The organism is Mucilaginibacter sp. A3364 (assembly GCF_059690715.1).
Genome location: NZ_JCAWED010000001.1, coordinates 2310166 through 2325678 on the forward strand (window position 1 = coordinate 2310166; position 15513 = coordinate 2325678).

At 44.5% G+C, this 15513-nt stretch carries 14 protein-coding genes; 6 read left to right on the forward strand and 8 right to left on the reverse strand.

Translation table 11 applies throughout. The features are described from left to right. Nucleotides 1-38: 38 nt before the first annotated feature. The 6 genes from AC59JT_RS10320 to AC59JT_RS10345 all read right to left on the reverse strand — a co-directional run bounded on the left by AC59JT_RS10320 (nucleotide 39) and on the right by AC59JT_RS10345 (nucleotide 7080). Nucleotides 39-1268 carry an MFS transporter gene (locus AC59JT_RS10320; protein WP_497398436.1) on the reverse strand — a complete coding sequence of 410 codons (1230 nt, stop codon included), beginning with the start codon at nucleotides 1266-1268 and terminating at the stop codon, nucleotides 39-41. 157 nt (nucleotides 1269-1425) lie between these two features. Beyond that, on the reverse strand, nucleotides 1426-2631 hold the full coding sequence (locus AC59JT_RS10325) for an MFS transporter (protein WP_497398438.1): 1206 nt from the start codon (nucleotides 2629-2631) through the stop codon (nucleotides 1426-1428). Nucleotides 2632-2795: 164 nt separating this feature from the next. Continuing rightward, nucleotides 2796-3851: a sugar phosphate isomerase/epimerase family protein gene (locus tag AC59JT_RS10330; protein WP_497398440.1), complete on the reverse strand. Its 1056-nt coding sequence runs from the start codon at nucleotides 3849-3851 to the stop codon at nucleotides 2796-2798. 9 nt (nucleotides 3852-3860) lie between these two features. Next, nucleotides 3861-5012 (reverse strand): Gfo/Idh/MocA family protein, encoded by a 1152-nt coding sequence (locus AC59JT_RS10335; RefSeq protein ID WP_497398442.1) that lies wholly within the window; start codon nucleotides 5010-5012, stop codon nucleotides 3861-3863. A 273-nt stretch (nucleotides 5013-5285) separates the two neighbouring features. Next, on the reverse strand, nucleotides 5286-6383 hold the full coding sequence (locus AC59JT_RS10340) for a fatty acid desaturase (RefSeq protein WP_497398444.1): 1098 nt from the start codon (nucleotides 6381-6383) through the stop codon (nucleotides 5286-5288). A gap of 124 nt (nucleotides 6384-6507) precedes the next feature. Further along, nucleotides 6508-7080 carry an acyl-CoA thioesterase gene (locus tag AC59JT_RS10345; RefSeq protein WP_497398446.1) on the reverse strand — a complete coding sequence of 191 codons (573 nt, stop codon included), beginning with the start codon at nucleotides 7078-7080 and terminating at the stop codon, nucleotides 6508-6510. Between the two features lie 158 nt (nucleotides 7081-7238). On the opposite strand from AC59JT_RS10345, the gene AC59JT_RS10350 reads away from it, so the two are divergent. Beyond that, complete coding sequence (locus AC59JT_RS10350; protein WP_497398448.1) at nucleotides 7239-7925, forward strand: hypothetical protein; 687 nt, start codon at nucleotides 7239-7241, stop codon at nucleotides 7923-7925. Between the two features lie 132 nt (nucleotides 7926-8057). Here AC59JT_RS10350 and AC59JT_RS10355 read toward each other — a convergent pair whose 3' ends face one another. Both AC59JT_RS10355 and AC59JT_RS10360 read right to left on the reverse strand, forming a co-directional pair. After that, the gene (locus AC59JT_RS10355; RefSeq protein WP_497398450.1) at nucleotides 8058-8558 is read right to left on the reverse strand and encodes an FKBP-type peptidyl-prolyl cis-trans isomerase; all 501 of its coding nucleotides are present in this window, start codon (nucleotides 8556-8558) and stop codon (nucleotides 8058-8060) included. Between the two features lie 68 nt (nucleotides 8559-8626). Beyond that, the gene (locus tag AC59JT_RS10360) at nucleotides 8627-10684 is read right to left on the reverse strand and encodes a thioredoxin domain-containing protein (protein WP_497398452.1); all 2058 of its coding nucleotides are present in this window, start codon (nucleotides 10682-10684) and stop codon (nucleotides 8627-8629) included. Nucleotides 10685-10912: 228 nt separating this feature from the next. Here AC59JT_RS10360 and AC59JT_RS10365 point away from each other — a divergent pair, with 228 nt between their 5' ends. From AC59JT_RS10365 to AC59JT_RS10385, 5 genes are all read left to right on the forward strand, one after another. After that, nucleotides 10913-11284 carry a hypothetical protein gene (locus AC59JT_RS10365; RefSeq protein WP_497398454.1) on the forward strand — a complete coding sequence of 124 codons (372 nt, stop codon included), beginning with the start codon at nucleotides 10913-10915 and terminating at the stop codon, nucleotides 11282-11284. A gap of 241 nt (nucleotides 11285-11525) precedes the next feature. Beyond that, on the forward strand, nucleotides 11526-11888 hold the full coding sequence (locus AC59JT_RS10370) for a hypothetical protein (RefSeq protein WP_497398456.1): 363 nt from the start codon (nucleotides 11526-11528) through the stop codon (nucleotides 11886-11888). Nucleotides 11889-11960: 72 nt separating this feature from the next. Beyond that, nucleotides 11961-12341 carry a chorismate mutase gene (locus AC59JT_RS10375; RefSeq protein WP_497398458.1) on the forward strand — a complete coding sequence of 127 codons (381 nt, stop codon included), beginning with the start codon at nucleotides 11961-11963 and terminating at the stop codon, nucleotides 12339-12341. Between the two features lie 208 nt (nucleotides 12342-12549). Continuing rightward, nucleotides 12550-14820, forward strand: a complete 2271-nt coding sequence (locus AC59JT_RS10380) for an ATP-dependent helicase (protein ID WP_497398460.1) — start codon at nucleotides 12550-12552, stop codon at nucleotides 14818-14820. Between the two features lie 162 nt (nucleotides 14821-14982). Then, nucleotides 14983-15351, forward strand: coding sequence for a helix-turn-helix domain-containing protein (locus AC59JT_RS10385; protein ID WP_497398462.1), 369 nt, complete (start codon nucleotides 14983-14985; stop codon nucleotides 15349-15351). The last annotated feature ends 162 nt before the right edge of the window (nucleotides 15352-15513 follow it).

Sequence of the window (15513 nt, forward strand, 5' to 3'; positions counted from 1 at the left end):
AACCCATCACTACCTGTATAATGATATAACACTAAACCTTATGCAACATGTTTGCCCGCTTTTGATTTATCGTTGAATAACAAAATAAACAACACCATTACCGCAACGGCTATACCGGCAGGTATTAACCATATGGTATGCCAGTCATGGCCGGCAGGGCTGTTGTACGCGTCAGATATTAAACCGGCTATGTAAAAACCAATTAACATACCAACCCCATAAGTTGCCAGGGTTATCATACCCTGAGCTGCGCTTTTGTATTGTGGACCAGCTTTCGAGTCGGTATAGATCTGGCCGGCCACGAAGAAGAAATCATAGCAAACACCGTGCATAGCAATACCTAATATCAGCATAAAGCTTAACTCGCCGCCGTTACCGTAGGCAAACAATAAATAACGCAGGGCCCAGCCTAACATACCCACCAGGATAGTCCATTTAATACCAAACCGTTTAAAGAATAGTGGTAAAGCAAGTATAAATGCTGCTTCGGAGAACTGACCGATGGTCATTTTTAATAAAGGCTGTTCAACTTTCAGGTCTATCAGGTAGTTACTCGCGTTTGAGTAGTAGAACGCCAGTGGGATACAGATTAAAATAGACGAAATAAAGAACACGAAGAAGTTCCAGTCTTTCAACAATTTCAAAGCATCTAAACCCAATAACTGCGATATCGTAACTTTTTGGCCCTTTAATTTTGGTGGCGTAGTTGGCAAAGCAAAGCTGAATAAACCTAACAGCAATGACGAAGCACCGGCCATCAGGAAAGTATTTTTCAGTAGCCCCTGGTCAACTGATTCAGGAGAATCCCAACGCAGGATGAAGCTTATTAAAATGTTGGCTACTATCCAGCCTATGGTGCCCCATACCCTAACACTCGAAAACTGCTTCTCAGGATCAACCATCTGGTTAAACGATACCGAGTTTACCAGTGCCAGAGTTGGCATGTATAATATCATGTAAGCCAAAACATAAGGGTAAAATGCGTCGACACTTGTGGCATTATACATTTGGTACATTAATACGGCACCAACTACATGTAATATGGCCAGTATCTTTTCTGCATTAAAATATTTATCAGCAATTAAGCCAACAATGAACGGAGCGATGATAGCTCCCCATGATTGAGTAGAGAAAACAGCACCTATCTCGGCACCGGAAGCGCTAAGGTTTTTTGCTAAAAATGGACCTAGAGCCACAAACCACGCTCCCCACACAAAAAACTGCAGGAACATCATTAATGACAATTTAATTTTAGTAGTAGTATTCATTTATATTAGTTTAAAATTGGTTTAAAAACACAGGGGCTAAAAATAGCAATATCCCGTTAGGATTAGCCTCGTGTAACGAATATTTAACCCTTATGTGCATAAAAAAAGGCGATAAGTTTATCCTTATCGCCTTTTTTTATGTTTTTAAGCTAAAATACTACAGCTGCACGGCAGCTGCATCCTTTTTGGCTTTGCCTTTCATGTATATAACCAGGCCGGCAAAAGCCACGATCAATATACATGGAATGATCAGTGTCGCGTTCAAAACCTCACGCCCCGCGAAGGTATTGTCGCCATTGGCTTCCTTAACAATGCGGTCGTAAAAATCGCCCATAAATATGGTATAAACAGATACCGCGAACATGCCTGCGCCACCCATCAGGTTCATACCTAATGCACCGCTGGCCGGTATGTTGGTATTAACAAAGCCCAGCATAGTTGGCCAGAAAAAGCATACGCCCATACCAAATATCACGGCTGCCGCAAAAATAGTAGCACCCGAGGTATGGCTCAGCATATATAAACCCGTTGCGGCTAATATGGCCGATATCAACAACACTGTTTGTGGGGTGAACAATTTAAGCACCGGTTTGGCAAAGGCGCGACCCAATACCATAACACCTGTTTCCAGGGTTAATAATAACAACGCGTTCTCTGATACGTTTTTCAATAACACGTCTATCCACTGGCCGGTAAACAGCTCGGTAATAGCAGTACCAAACATGCAAATAAACATAAATATAAACAGCGGACTAGCCACAGCTTTATACATACCCGCAGTAGTTACCCCCGAGGCCACACGTTCGGTAACCGGGAAATCCAGTTTGGAGAACAGGTAACCGTAAATAACAGTCGGGATAAGCATCATGCCTACCTGTATCTGCCAGCTCAGGCCAAATTGGTTAAAGAACGTAACGATCAGCGTACCTATCACAATCCCCCCCGGGAACCACAGGTGAAAGTGGTTAAGCTTGGTGGTTTTCTCATCAGTATACAAACTGGCAACCAGTGGGTTACAGGCCGCTTCAACTGTACCGTTGGCCAAACCAACCAGCAAGGTAGATATGTACAACGTCCAGAAGCCCCCGGCAAATATGGTTAATAAAATGCCGGCCAGGTGGAATATAAAAGCCAGCACCAGCAAGCGTTTCATGCCAATAACATCAACAATAAAACCGCCTACAACAACGGCTATCGGGAAGCCATAAAATGCGGTAGCGGTGATAGATGCCAGTTGGGCCTTATCTAACTGAAAATCTTCGCCAAGCTTGCCCAAAATACCCGCACGGATACCAAAGGACAATGACGTAACTAACAGCGACAAGCAACTTGCCCTGAATAGTTGGGTACGATTAATTTGCATTGTGTTTTTTTAGTTTAGTTTATAAAATGGTTGGCTAAATATAAACTAATGCTTTAATAAGTTGAAAAACAAAGTGGTTATATTTTTAAACAATGCGCCTACAATGTTTAAAAATATAACCACCTGAATATCGGCCAATCAGCATTGACCGGCAGCGCAAAAAATTAATCTAAGCCTAATAATTTACGGTTAAACGCTTCGTCTGATCCTGCGGCAGCGAAATCATCAAACGCTTTCTCAGTCACGCGAATGATATGATCTTTGATGAAAACCGCGCCTTCTTTGGCGCCATCTTCCGGATGTTTAAGGGCACACTCCCACTCCATTACGGCCCAGCCACTAAAGTTATACTGCGCCATTTTACTGAATATGGATTTAAAATCAACCTGCCCATCACCTAATGAACGGAAACGGCCCGCACGGTCAACCCAATTCTGGTAACCGCCGTATACACCCTGCCTGCCGGTTGGGTTAAACTCCGCATCCTTAACGTGGAACATTTTGATACGCTCGTGATAGATATCGATGTACTCCAGATAATCCAGGCACTGCAACACAAAGTGCGACGGGTCATACAATAAGTTACAACGCTTGTGGTTGTTCACCTTCTCCAAAAACATCTCGAAAGTTATACCGTCATGCAGGTCCTCGCCGGCGTGTACTTCGTAGCAAAGGTCTATGCCGTGTTCTTCGTAAACGTCAAGGATAGGTAACCAACGTTTAGCCAGTTCGGTAAAACCTGTCTCTACCAAACCTGCAGGGCGTTGCGGCCACGGGTAAACGGTTGGCCATAGCAGGGCACCGCTAAAGGTAGCCGCAGCGTTCAATCCTAAATTTTGCGAAGCTTTAGCCGCATATTTTAATTGTTGCACTGCCCATTCCTGGCGTGCTTTGGGGTTTTTCTTTACTGCATCGGGTGCAAAGGCGTCAAACAGGTCATCATAAGCAGGGTTTACAGCTACCAGTTGGCCTTGCAGGTGGGTTGATAGTTCGGTGATCTCAAGGCCGTGGCTGTTTACCAGGCCTTTGATCTCGTCGGCGTAGGTTTTGCTTTCGGCGGCTTTTTGCAGGTCGAAGTAGCTGGTTGCCCAGCTTGGTATCTGCACGCCTTTAAAGCCTAAGCCGGCCGACCACTTGCAGATCTCTTCTAAAGTATTGAACGGCGCAGTATCGCCTAAAAATTGGGCTAAAAAAATTCCGGGGCCTTTTATTGTTTTCATAATTGGTTTTTATACGTTAAATGGTGTCCACTTTAAATCTGATTTACCTGAGGCAATTACATTTTCAATAAATGCCATACCGCGCACGCCTTCCCCAATGCCCGGATAATCCAAAGCTTCGGGTGTTGCTTCTTTGCCTTCAATTTGTGCCTGCACACTCAGCGCGAAATTGTGGTACAAGTTAGCAAATGCTTCCAAATATCCTTCGGGGTGCCCGGCAGGTGTACGGGTGTTATGCGTAGCAAATGAAGATACATATTTACCGCCGGTGCGATAGACCTCCCATGGCTTACTATCCATTTTAACCAGCAAGGTGTTCGCGTCCCATTGCTGCCACTCCAGGCTACCCGTTTCACCATACACGCGGATGCGCACATTGTTCTCTTCGCCGGTGGCTACCTGGGTTGCCGTTAGTACCGCGCTTGCGCCGTTATTTAGTTTAATGAGTACCGCGCCATCGTCGTCCAATTGGCGGCCTTCAACCACTACGTTAATATCGGCACAAAGCTGTGTAACCTGCAAACCGGTTACATATTCCATCAGGTTAAAGGCATGTGTACCAATGTCGCCCATGGCACCAGCAATACCGCTTTTACCCGGATCTGTACGCCATGTGGCTTGCTTATTATCTCCCCCTTCCACAAAATTGCTCAACCAGCCTTGCGGATATTCTACATACACCTTGCGCACTTTGCCAATTTTACCGGCTTTAACCAGCTGTTTGGCTTCTTTTATCATAGGGTAGCCCGTGTAGGTATGAGTTAAGCAAAATAATCTATCGCTGGTATTAACCACTTTCTCCAATTCTTTAGCCTCGGCTAGCGAAAACGTCATCGGCTTATCAAGCACCACGTGGAAGCCGTTTTGGAGCGCCATTTTGGTTGGCCCAAAGTGCACATGGTTTGGCGTTACTATGCTTATTACCTGTACCCGCTGGTCTTCGGGTAATTGTTTCTCTTTTTCTATAAGTTCTTCGTACGATGCGTAGGCCCTATCGGCAGCAACACCCAGCTCAATACCACTTGCTCTTGACTTTTCGGCATCGCTGCTAAACGCGCCGCATACCAGTTCATAATCTCCATCAATACGGGCCGCTATACGGTGTACGGCACCAATAAAAGCACCCTGGCCGCCGCCAATCATTCCTAATCTTAACTTCATAAGGTATTTTACCTACCTGCAAAATCCGGGAAGAACTAACAGGCAGTTTGTTATCGTTGTCTCTATGTACTAAATCGGTTGATCCTGTTCAGAATCCGGGGGCATTAAACCCCAATGCAGCTTTTTCAGTGCGCCCAAACTTAGTAAACTTATTCATAAAATTATCCATACATATAAATTAGTTACTAAGCATTTTTGAATACGACTTCCCGGGACTAAAACAAAACAGGCCCGACAATAGCCGGGCCTGTTTTCTTATTCAAAAAAAATCTTCTACATAGACTTCACCACAAGCAAAGCCTCTTCCAGATCGTGCACTTTTACAACCTCGGGTTTGGCAGCTTCAATGCCGCTTATGTGCGGATCATAATATTCCGCGTAAAACTGCGCTTTATTATCACGATAAGAGCTTACGGCGCCTATCATACTCATAAATTTAATGTAGTACCAGGCACCATCAACCTGCCAAGGCTTAAAGCCCGAACGGGCGCTGTTTGGATACAGGTGGTGGTTGTTATGCCATTCGCCGGCTACAATACCCGGCCAAACCTGGTTTATTGACATATCCTCGCGGTTAAAATCAATACCGTGGCGGCGTTTATCTTCGCCCTTGCCGTGGCCCTCGTAATTAAAGGTACGTACACCTACGCCCCAAAATCCGGCTGCGCCAAATACCGCGAACGCCAAACCAAAACCACCCAACAGGTAACATACCACAAACCAAAAACCCCAGTTTAAAGCAACGCCCATCAGCGTGTGGAAAGGATTAGCCAGCGTACCCCATTTTTGGTACTGGGTATATGTGTTCACTTTAACACCGGTGTGCTTCATTAGCTTCACGCAGCAGTTATAGTCCTTCTCGCTCAGGTTGCGGGCTATGGGCTGGTGGTTCACATCCGCCAGGAAACAATATAAAAAGCCGCCCGAAGCGTTATATGGGTCGCCCGGTTTGTCTGACAGCGCGTGGTGCACGTGGTGCGATACAGCGTAGATCTCTTCGGGGATCATTTTTAGCGTAAGGTTTTGTGTAAAGAAACGCCAGAAAGCATTTTTAAACTGGTAAGCACCATGCGTGCAATACCTATGGTGCCAAATTGTACCATGCGTACCCATAATGATCATGCTATACACAAAGGCAACTATCAATAATTTAATGGTGAAATATTTGAAGAAGAACAATAATAGCATGGGTGTTAGCACCACTATCATCATCCAGCTCATAAAGCTGAGCCAGTTTTTTTTATCCCGGAAGACATTCAGCCTCGAAAAAAACTCTTTGAAAATTTGTTTAGGGGTTGGTTTTGCCAGTTCACCGTTCTCGTCCGTCCATCCATAAGCAGGTGGTTCCAGCACATTGTTTAAAAATGCCATTCAGTATTTTTTGGGATTAAATCTTCGTTTAAATCAAGTTTGTAATTGGATTGTAATATATGAATAAAATACTTGTTACAGTTTTTTATTTTTTATAAAAAGCACAACCATTTGTGATTAAACGTTAATTATTGATTAAAATTACCCGTTCTCCAATTAATAAATTTTCGCATTCATCAAAGCCATCCGGTACGGTAATATTACCCACTTCCTGTTTATAAGTTTGCTTGATCTCTTTTCGGCGTTTGGCCTCCACAAAGCGGCGCACCTGATCGCGTGTTTCCAGTATCAGTCCCGGTATAAGCGCCGGTTTATTATCATCATCCTTGGCTACCATAGTAAAGTAGCTGGTATTGGTGTGTTTTACAGTATTGGTTTTGATGTTTTCGGATACAACGCGAATACCCACAACTAAGGAAGTTTTACCCACATAGTTTACCGACGCGATGAAGGATACCAGTTCGCCAACTTCTACCGGCTGCAAAAAATCAACCGTATCAATTGATGCCGTAACACAATAATTGCCTGCATGCTTGGCTGCGCAAACATAGGCCACTTTATCCATCAGCGACAGCAAAATACCGCCATGTATTTTACCACCAAAGTTGGAGTATGATGGGATCATCAATTCGGTTATGGTAGTTTCGGAAAAACGGACGGATTTAAAAGGTTGTTCGGTAGGTGTTGAGGCAGACATTGTTTTTGTGTTTTGGTGATGTACAAGTTTAAGCATCTAAGCGCTACAATTACAACGCGTATGTAATATTTTACAGCCAACACATTACAGCAACGCAAAAAGCCGTTATTAAAAATTGAAGATTACGGCTATATTGCCCATCAATACAAAATAAACCCGTGAATAAATTACTAATCCTATTATTTAGCCTGCTTTACGCCGGCAATACCCTGGCCCAAAAAGTTATTGAGCGTAAAAGTAACCTTACCGGCATGGTGCAGGAGCGCTATCAAACCATTATTGAAACCGACAAACAAATAAAACAAGGCCAGTATAGAGCTTTGTTTAACGGTAATGTAGCTGTGGCTACCGGCAATTTTAAAAATGATGCAAAAACCGGCGTATGGCGCTTCTTTGGCACAGATCAAAAGTTATTACAGGTATTTAATTACGATGATAATACACTGGTGTTTGAAGAGCGGGAAGGCGCGCGGTCAAACTTTAGTTATTTTGTTGACCGCGAACTGCGGGATAGCGACAGATCGACCAAACCGGTACGTATAGGCGGGCGCTATTATGGCTATTTGCCTTACCTGCGTTTGTTTAGGGTGCCCAAAGGTTTACAGATAGTTGATGCCGGCGAAGTTAGTGTAGTGATGGAAATACTGGTGAGCCCTTTAGGTCGCCTGGCCGATTTTAAGATACACATGCTGTTTGATGGCGAAGAAACCATACAAAACGTAGGCACCGAACCTTTTACCGAAGAGGACAAGAAATTTTTGCCCGCCACCCTTAACGGCGAACCCATAATGAGCCGCATCATGGTGCAATGTTATATTAATGCTAAGGGTGAAGCGGATATATAATAATCTAAAAGCGTCATTGCGAGCAATAGCGTGGCAATCCCCGACATGATAAGCATAAAGTATATCTGCTACTCGGGGATTGCCACGCTCGTTCCTCGCTCGCAATGACGCTTTCTGTTTATTTATAGAGTTTTAGTGCGCGTGATGACCATCAGCACCATGTGCGTGGCCATGCGACAATTCCTCGGCGTTAGCCGGGCGAACGTTCAATATTTCACCTTTAAAGTGTAACGACTGGCCAGCCATTGGGTGGTTAAGGTCAACAATTACCGAATCTTCGGTAACCGATACTACCTGGCCCTGGAAACGGTTGCCATTGTTATCCTGCAACGGCAAAATCTCGCCTACGGCCGGCATTTGTTCGGCACCCTGGAACATTTCTTTCGGCAGGTTAGCTACGGCTTCATCATCATATTCGCCATAACCTTCTTCGGCAGATAAAGTAAAATCATAATTATCGCCGGTTGATAGGGTGCTCAGGTGCTCTTCAAATTTTGGTAGCATCTGGCCTACGCCATATAAAAAAGTTAATGGCTGTTCTTGCGTAGCGCTTTCTACCAATTGCTCGGTACCATCCTGGTCAACATACAGGTCGTAAGTTAATGACACTACGTGCTGTGCTTCAATTTTCATTATTTATGTTTTTGTGTTTCGTAATTAGCGGCACTACAAAGTACCGTCGCTTTTATAAATACAAGGTTTTAGCCCTTAATTTGTTTTAATGCTGCCGCGATATTATCGGCAGGCAGGCTGCAGGTTTTATCCTTACAAACAAACACTTGCGTGTGGGCGGCAAACTTGTCGCGCAGCAAAGGTAAACTTCCTTGCGTACCGCCCAACATTATTTTATCCGGAATGTAAGTTTTTTCCAGTTCCTTGCGGAAAGCTTCGGCAGCCGGCCCTGTTATTGCTACTTCGTTCACCCCGAAAACCTCATCCAGTAACAGCATACCCCAGTTAGAATAAGCCGAGCCATACTTAGCCATATGCGGCAAAATATTGCGCAGTTGCTGGGCCGAAATATTGTGATATTCCTCGTTATCGTACAACAAACCCAGCTTTTTTAAATTGCGCGCCATTACCGAGTTTGATGATGGGATAACGTTATCCATAATTTCTGATTTACGGGCTATCAGTTGTTCCTGATCATCGGTATAATAAAATACGCCGCCTGCTTCGTTGTAATAGTGGTCGATAGCATGATCGGTTAACATTACGGCATGTTGCAGCCATTGCTCATTGAAGGTTACTTCGTACAGGGCGATGAAGGCTTCGATGATGTGGGCGTAGTCGTCTAAAAAAGCGACGCTTCCGCCGGCGACCCCACCCTGCCCTCCCCGAGGGGGAGGGTTACCTTGCGCACTATCCCCTTGCTGGCTACTTGAATTATACACTCTGGATATCTGACCGTTTTTAATGAGGCTGGTCATGATGAAGTCGGCGTTCTTCAGGGCCAGTTCCAGGTATTCCGGGTTATTGAATGCGCGATAGGCTTCGCAAAGGCCTTTTAACATGAGGCCGTTCCATGATGCCAGTATTTTATTATCCAGCCCGGGGCGTACGCGTTTGGCGCGGGCGTTGAATATTTTTTGGCGCGAGGCGGAAATGCTTTCCAATAGTTCCGTTACCGGGATGCCAATGGCTTCGGCCAGTGCCTCGTCTGTGCCGCGTTTAAACGGTATATTAGTTTGCTCTTCTTCCCAGTTGCCTTCGTCGGTTATGTGGTAATAGATGCAGAACAGCTCGGCTTCTATACCTAATATCTGCTGTATCTCTTCTTTGTCGAATGTATAGAATTTACCTTCTACGCCCTCGCTATCAGCATCTAAAGCCGAGTAAAATCCCCCTTCGGGTGATGATAGCTCACGTTTTACGAAGTCGATAGTTTCGGCTACTATTTGTTGATACAGCGGGTCTGGGTTCCAGGTCTGGGCCTCGGCATACAGGCTTATCAGCTGAGCGTTATCATACAGCATTTTTTCGAAGTGCGGCACATGCCACAAGCCATCTACCGAGTAGCGGGCAAAACCACCACCCACATGATCATAAATACCGCCGTAGGCCATTTTTTGCAGGGTGAGTTTCGTCAGCCCGGCTACCTCATCATTATGCATTAAATGGGCATAACGCATTAAAAACTGCCAGTTATTGGGCATCATAAACTTAGGCGCGGTGCCCAGGCCGCCCTCTACCCTGTCAAAATACTTTTTCCAGTTGTTTACAATGGTATCCAGGTCGGCTTTGGTGTATTCGGGTTGTTCGGCGATGAAGGGGATGGTTTCGTATTTTTGAATGCCGTCGGTTAAACGGGTGGCGTATTCCTGCGCGTCTTCGGGTTTTTGCTTGTAATAATCGGCCAGGTTAAACAGCAGGCTTGTCCAATCGTTTTTGCGGAAGTAGGTACCAGCGTAAATAGGCCGCTGATCGGGCAGGCAAATACAGTTCAAAGGCCAGCCACCACGACCGCTGATCAGCTGCACCGCGCTCATGTATATCTGGTCAACGTCGGGCCGCTCTTCCCTATCCACCTTAATACAAACAAAATACTCGTTCATAACAGCGGCCACGCTCTCATCCTCAAAACTTTCGTGCTCCATTACATGGCACCAATGGCAAGCTGAGTAACCTATGCTTACCAATATCAGCTTGTTTTCGTCCTGTGCCTTTTGTAAAGCTTCAGGCCCCCAGGGGTACCAGTCTACCGGGTTGTTGGCGTGTTGCAGGAGGTATGGGGAGGTGGAGTTTTGTAGCCTGTTCATGGGTAGCAAAAATGGCGTTTTAATTGCACTTTATTGTTAGAGCAAATTGAGGGAGGAAAAGTTTTTACAAAAGGCTTGCACTGCGGATAAGCAGACTTACGAAGTTTTAAAAACTTGGTAAGTCTCTCCTACGTTAGTCCGGATTTGTGATCCCGGACTTAAGAGCTGCGGATTTGTAATCCGCGATAAAGGTTACCATTTAAAATTTCGGGTATTAATTAAAAAGTTATGGAAGAGCGAAAAACAGCGGCTGTTGTGTTGGGTATACTTGCTTTGATAGTGATTGGGTATTTGGTTATTACACCAATTATTAAAAGAAACATCACACAGACTTTGGCATTTGGCAATTGTGTCGTAAAATTCAATTACAGCGATGACGAACAATTAAATTATGAAATAGAAGACGCTCAAAATAACAAACTTGCGCTATGCCTTTGCGAGAGTTACCAAAAACGTCCAGACAAGTTGGCTAGGAATAAAATATTTAAAATCTACGACCAACACGGCAATCATTATGGCGATTTGCCTTTAATCAATAATATAGACAGCCTTGTAAAGTATAGAGAATCTGTATTTGATACTTTGATCATCTGGGAGTGACTTCCGACAAAACAGCGCCACCAAAAAAATCAAGCATCTGGCAATGAGCGCTGTAGCGCGCTACACCAGGTGTAGCACTGTAGCGTGCTACGCATACGGCGCTACACCTGCGCCATCGCCCGCGGGCAAAAGTGGATATTTTCATGTTAGTCCGGATCTGTTATCCCGGACTTGAGAGTTGCGGATTTGCAATCCGCTGTGAAGGTTACCATTTAAAGCTTTTTGTATTAAATAAAAAGTTATGGAAGAGCGAAAAACAGCGGCTATTGTGTTGGGTATACTTGCTTTGATAGTGATTGGGTATTTTGTAATACGTTCTCATAAAGAGCAAGTGTTAACTGAAGGAAATTGCACGGTAAAGTTTAATAGTCGCGACCAAGAATTTGGCGATCAAATTGAGCGTGCTGCTAATAATAAATTAGCACTATGCCTTTGCAATACCTATAGAACGCGACCTAACAAAGAAATTGAGAATCGTATTGTTGAAATTTACCACCAATACGGCAGTTACAGCAAGCTGGACAGTTTACGGCAAAGCAAAAATCTGGACAGTATCATAAGGCATAAAGACGCGATATTCGATACGGTAATTATAGCAGAGTAATATTCAGTATGTTGTGAAATTTAACAATCTTCCGTTTAAATCCCTATTTTGCCATTGCAAAACATCACTATCATGACAAGACCAATCCTCAAAACCATATTCTTCGGCACAGCACTAATCTTGGCCTTTACCCTATCCGCCAAAGCGCAAACCAAAACCCAGGACCAAGTAAACGCCGATTTGGACGTTTATCGCAAACAAATAGACTCATTAGATAAACTACTGATACAGGTTTTGGGCAACCGCCAACGCGTAGTGAAAGAAGTAGGCATTTATAAAAAGAAAAACAACGTACCGCCCCTGCAACCCGCACGTTTTAAACAAGTATTGGAGCGCGCCGTTGAGGCTGGTAAAAAAGAATCGCTGTCCGCCCAATTCATTACCGAAATGATGAACGCCATACATGACGAAAGTTTGCGAATTGAGGGTGATAATACCCCGGTAAAACATTAAATAATGAGGACTGACAAAACAGCGCCACCAAAAAAATCAAACATCTGGCAATGAGCGCTGTAGCGCGCTACACCGGGTGTAGCACTGTAGCGTGCTACGCATACGCCGCTACACCTGCGCCATCGCCCGCGGGCAAAAGTGGATATTTTCCTTTTCGGGCTTTGGGCGCAAAATCTTAATTTCGCCGTTCACGTAACGAGGAACAGCATTGGACTATTTAGAGGGATTAAATCCGGAACAGAGGGCGGCCGTATTACAAATTAAAGGCCCGGTAATGATCATTGCCGGCGCAGGATCGGGCAAAACGAGGGTAATTACCATGCGGGTGGCACACCTGCTGCGCAGCGGGGTTGATTCGTTCAATATCCTGGTGCTTACCTTTACCAACAAAGCCGCCCGCGAAATGCGCGAACGTATAACCCACGTTGCCGGCCCCGAGGCCAAAAACATCTGGATGGGTACCTTCCACTCTGTTTTCGCCAAAATATTACGTGTAGAAGCCGATAAACTGGGTTACCCCAGCAATTTCACCATTTACGACACCGACGACAGCAAAAGCGTTCTGCGCGCCATCCTGAAAGAGATGAACCTGGATGATAAGTTGTATAGCGTGAACCTGGTGCTTAACCGGATCTCGGCTGCAAAGAATAACCTGGTATCATGGGGCGAGTATCAAAAAAATGAGCAGATCCAGGCGGATGATTTTTCAAGCGGCCGTGGCATGCTGGGTAAAATATATGAAACCTATGCCCAACGCTGTTACCGCGCCGGCGCCATGGATTTTGATGATTTGCTATTCAAAACCAATGAGCTGTTAAAAGCATACCCCGACACGCTGAACAAGTATCAGCATAAGTTTAAATATTTAATGGTGGATGAGTATCAGGACACCAACTTCTCGCAGTACCTGATCGTAAAAAAACTGGCTGCTGTAAACGAGAATATTTGTGTGGTGGGCGATGACGCGCAAAGTATCTATGCCTTCCGCGGTGCCAACATTCAAAACATATTAAACTTTGAAAAGGATTACCCTGACCTGAAAATATTCAAGTTGGAGCAAAATTACCGTTCAACCCAAAATATTGTAAACGTAGCCAACAGCATTATTTCCAATAACAAGGAGCAGCTTAAAAAAAATGTATTCTCCGAAAAAGAAAGCGGCGACAAGATCAAGGTGATGCGCGCTTTCAGCGATAACGAAGAAGGCAAACTGGTAGCCGAAGCTATCATGCACGAGCGCACCACCAAAGGCATGAAATGGAATGATTTTGCCATTCTGTATCGTACCAATGCACAGTCGCGCTCAATGGAGGAGGCCTTGCGAAAGCTAGGCACGCCTTATAAAATTTATGGCGGCTTATCTTTCTATCAACGTAAAGAGATCAAGGACCTTATAGCCTATTTCCGCCTAACATTTAATCCGAATGATGAGGAGGCGCTGAAACGTGTTATAAACTATCCAAAGCGCGGCATTGGTGATACCTCGGTAGATAATATTATTGTTGCTGCCGATCATTTTAAAGTTACGCCTTGGGAGATCATCGTAAACTCGGGCCAGTATCTGCAGCGTGCACCGTCGGCTTTGCCGGCCTTTGCCACCATGATCCAAAGCTTCCAGGTGTTGACTAAGACGCAGAGCGCTTATGAGGCTGCTTTGTACATAGCACAGCACTCAGGATTATTAAAGGATCTATACGAGGATAAATCTGTAGAAGGCTTAAACCGCTATGAGAATATCCAGGAGCTATTGAACGGTATAAAAGAGTTCAGCGAGCGCGAGGACCTGGAAGAAAAAGGCCTCGACGTATTCATGCAGGATGTGGCTTTACTTACCAACGACGATAAGGATAAAGACAAAGATGCTGACACGGTATCCCTCATGACTATCCACTCTTCTAAAGGCCTTGAATTTCCGCAGGTGTATGTGGTGGGTTTGGAGGAAAACCTTTTCCCATCACAAATGTCGCTTAACTCGCGAACTGATCTGGAGGAAGAGCGCCGGCTGTTTTATGTGGCCTGTACCCGTGCCGAAAGCAAATTAAGTATCAGCTACGCTACCTCACGCTTTAAATTTGGTACACTTATCAATTGCGAACCCAGCCGCTTTTTGGATGAGATAGATGCCCGTTACCTGGAGCTTGACTTTACCGCCCGCCCGGCTGCAAAAGAAACTTATGATGACGAGCGTACTGCATGGACCCGTAACGATAGCTTCTCAAAACCCAAGCCTAAACCCACTTCGGCGCCGCCTAAGACAACTTCTATGCTGGCTAAGGCGCACGTACCGTCGGCCAATTTCAAGGCTTCAGATACCAGTAATTTGCAGGTAGGTATGGAAGTGGAGCACGAACGCTTCGGCTTTGGTAAGGTAATAAGCCTGGAAGGCAATAAGCCGGACATTAAGGCCACCATCTTTTTTAAAGAGATTGGTCAGAAGCAGCTATTGTTAAAATTTGCTAAACTGAGTATTATCCAATAATTAACTAGTTTCCCACTTTTGAGGAACTAGTTCCACAATATTAATTTAAACTATACCCCATTCCCCACGTTTTGAACCTGTTTATGCTTTATAATTAACATGGCATACTAATTGGATTAAACCTCGCGACCCCTTTCTTCACAATTAATTTATACTATTGACATGAGCGAGAATTTAAAAAAGAAAACAAACAAAACTGTAGGGAAAAACATCCGTACTTTCCGCCACCAACATGGCTGGAGCCAGGAGGATGTTGCTAACCGTTTGGGCATTTCTATCCCGGCTTTTTCGAAGATAGAAACCGGCGTTACCGATATTAACTTATCACGCCTGGAGCAAATAGCCAACATTTACGAAATTGATGTAGTGCAAATCCTGTCAATGGATGCAGAGCAGGCTGAGCAGCAACCATCTAACTTAAGTATCGTACAAAAGAAACTAACGGATCGTGAGGCTGAGATCGTGAATTTACAACGTAAAGTTATTTTACTTTATGAAGAATTGCGCAACAGCAGGGTTAGCGTTTCCTAAATTCCGTTTAATAAACACTACAATTTTTATTTATTCCGCGCCCGGCGTTGCAAATTAACAGTGCGTTATTACTGCGTTTTAAACTTAATTACACAGCGGCAAACACGTGTTTTTAAGTTTTAAGCCAGAATATTACAGTTTGGATTAAAATTTGCAACGCTT

Bases quoted from the DNA above. Each gene is read 5' to 3' on its own strand.
- AC59JT_RS10370 (WP_497398456.1), top strand. From the start codon at position 11,526: ATGGAAGAGCGAAAAACAGCGGCTATTGTGTTGGGTATACTTGCTTTG.
- AC59JT_RS10320 (WP_497398436.1), bottom strand. From the start codon at position 1,268: ATGAATACTACTACTAAAATTAAATTGTCATTAATGATGTTCCTGCAG.
- AC59JT_RS10375 (WP_497398458.1), top strand. From the start codon at position 11,961: ATGACAAGACCAATCCTCAAAACCATATTCTTCGGCACAGCACTAATC.
- AC59JT_RS10385 (WP_497398462.1), top strand. From the start codon at position 14,983: ATGAGCGAGAATTTAAAAAAGAAAACAAACAAAACTGTAGGGAAAAAC.
- AC59JT_RS10365 (WP_497398454.1), top strand. From the start codon at position 10,913: ATGGAAGAGCGAAAAACAGCGGCTGTTGTGTTGGGTATACTTGCTTTG.
- AC59JT_RS10330 (WP_497398440.1), bottom strand. From the start codon at position 3,851: ATGAAAACAATAAAAGGCCCCGGAATTTTTTTAGCCCAATTTTTAGGC.
- AC59JT_RS10355 (WP_497398450.1), bottom strand. From the start codon at position 8,558: ATGAAAATTGAAGCACAGCACGTAGTGTCATTAACTTACGACCTGTAT.
- AC59JT_RS10325 (WP_497398438.1), bottom strand. From the start codon at position 2,631: ATGCAAATTAATCGTACCCAACTATTCAGGGCAAGTTGCTTGTCGCTG.
- AC59JT_RS10335 (WP_497398442.1), bottom strand. From the start codon at position 5,012: ATGAAGTTAAGATTAGGAATGATTGGCGGCGGCCAGGGTGCTTTTATT.
- AC59JT_RS10360 (WP_497398452.1), bottom strand. From the start codon at position 10,684: ATGAACAGGCTACAAAACTCCACCTCCCCATACCTCCTGCAACACGCC.
- AC59JT_RS10345 (WP_497398446.1), bottom strand. From the start codon at position 7,080: ATGTCTGCCTCAACACCTACCGAACAACCTTTTAAATCCGTCCGTTTT.
- AC59JT_RS10340 (WP_497398444.1), bottom strand. From the start codon at position 6,383: ATGGCATTTTTAAACAATGTGCTGGAACCACCTGCTTATGGATGGACG.